Source organism: Endozoicomonas atrinae, assembly GCF_001647025.1.
In the GTDB taxonomy this organism is placed as follows: domain Bacteria; phylum Pseudomonadota; class Gammaproteobacteria; order Pseudomonadales; family Endozoicomonadaceae; genus Endozoicomonas; species Endozoicomonas atrinae.
In genome coordinates, this window is the sequence record NZ_LUKQ02000500.1 from 1 (window position 1) to 1,851 (window position 1,851).

Annotated in this window: 1 protein-coding gene; it reads left to right on the top strand. The window is 60.9% G+C overall.

Features of this window, described 5'->3' with window-relative positions:
- Window positions 1–1,851 (top strand): hypothetical protein (locus tag AK963_RS35000; RefSeq protein ID WP_202969907.1); only part of this gene is annotated, 1,851 nt, incomplete at both ends.

Below are 1,851 nucleotides of genomic sequence, written 5' to 3' on the forward strand. Positions count from 1 at the left end.
CGGCGATACCCGCCAGCCTTTTGAGCAGGCCAAAGCCCTGCTGGCCGAGGAAGCGGCACAGGCCGCCTTTGCCCCGGCTGCCGGGGTGGGGGCGCTTTCCATGGGGCTGGCGGGTCCGGCCATGGAGAACCTGATCCTGAAGAACGCCGGCACCCGTGGCCTGAATGCGGCCAAGGGGTTCCTGACCGAAGGGGTGCAGGAGTTTGGTGAAGGGGTTGGCCAGCAGATGGCGGCCAACTACGGACAGCAGCAGGTGGGCAGAGAGGTAGGACTGACTGATGGTGCGTTGGCGCAGGGACTGTCCGGTGCCATTGTTGGAGGTCCAGTGGGTGGACTGGTGGGCGCTGCCGGTCGAACCCGTAACCCGGAAACAGCCAGCATTCTCCAGAATAAACTAAACGACCTGATGAGCCAGCACCAGACCCTGCAAGACCAGATGCAGGAACCTCACGCCGACCAGACCATGCTGGCGGAGCAACTGCGCCAGAACTCGCTGGCCATTGCCGGACTGGAGAGCCAGCTCCATGAGTTGGGTGAAACCGTCCAGCAACCTGAACAACTGCAACCGGAAGCCCGGACACAGCCGCAGCAGGAAGAAGCACCACAATGGCGGAGCTGGGCAGACCGCAACGATCCGAATGATCCACCCGATGCACCCGGAGGCATGGGTGGTGTGTCCGATATTCCCAATGCCAGACCGCAGGACTTCAGTGGCTACGATCAGCCAGCCTGGCAGCGGAACCGACCCGGCAATCCGGCAGAAGCGACAAGGTTTGGCAAACGCTACGTAGAGACTGCCGACCCCGCTAACAATATGGAGCAACCCAGCCAGTGGCAGGGGCGCACCGTGGGGCAGGAAGGACAGTATCCGGTCAATACGCCAATGGATACCCGCAATGTGGGTATGCCTGAGCAGGAAGTGCAGCAGCCGGCACCAGAGAGCAACCGCTGGAAGAACCGAACGGTGACCAGGGAAAAGTCTCAGCCAGTCGAACCCCGGCAGCAGGCACTGCCTTACTACCCGCCTGCCGACTTTACCGGCAACCGCTATGGCACTGTGGATGCTGACCCGGAAGCCGCACAGCAGGACAGCCAGCAACGCCGACAGGATCAGATCGACAGGGCTACCCATCAGCATCCGGGTTCAACCGAGTACACCGGCAACCCTGACCGTGACCTGACCAGCTACACCGAACGGATGAACGGCCTGAACCGGTTGTTCCGTTCGTTCAACTGGAAGAAAGGCGACGACAGCAAGAAACGCCGTGTCCGTAAGCTGATTGAAGATCAGCGCAGGCTGGAAATGAACGCCCGGAAAAGTGGACGAGGCTTTACCCCGACCTCCATGAAAGAGGCACTGGCCAACCTGAAGGCGATGGTCGAAAGCGGGGACGGTATCCGCTTTGAACGGGAAGTGAAAGCCATCGAGGCGCGGCAGCAGCAGGAAGGGATGAGGCTGACCCCCATGGATGGGGGAAATCCCACCAAGCGCCTGGAGCGCGACTGGGGAACTGCACAGGAAAAGTCGGGGACCCCTTCTGGAAAAAAGCCGGTACTGGGCAAGGCCGACGAATCGGTGATGGCCGATGAACGTGAAGTCAGCACCCAGTATGCCCTCTATGAACAGGAAGACCTGATTGCCAGCCATAACGATACCGGCAAGGTAAACCCTCAATACCCGGCAGAGCTGCAACCACGGGATCGGGCAAGGCAGGCCAGTGAAGCCCAGATCAGGGGGATTGCCAGCAAGCTGAACCCGAAGAAGCTCGGTGCCAACCCATTGGCCAGCAGTGGTGCGCCGATCATTGGCAGTGACCGTGTGGTGGAAAGTGGTAATGGCCGTGTGTCAGC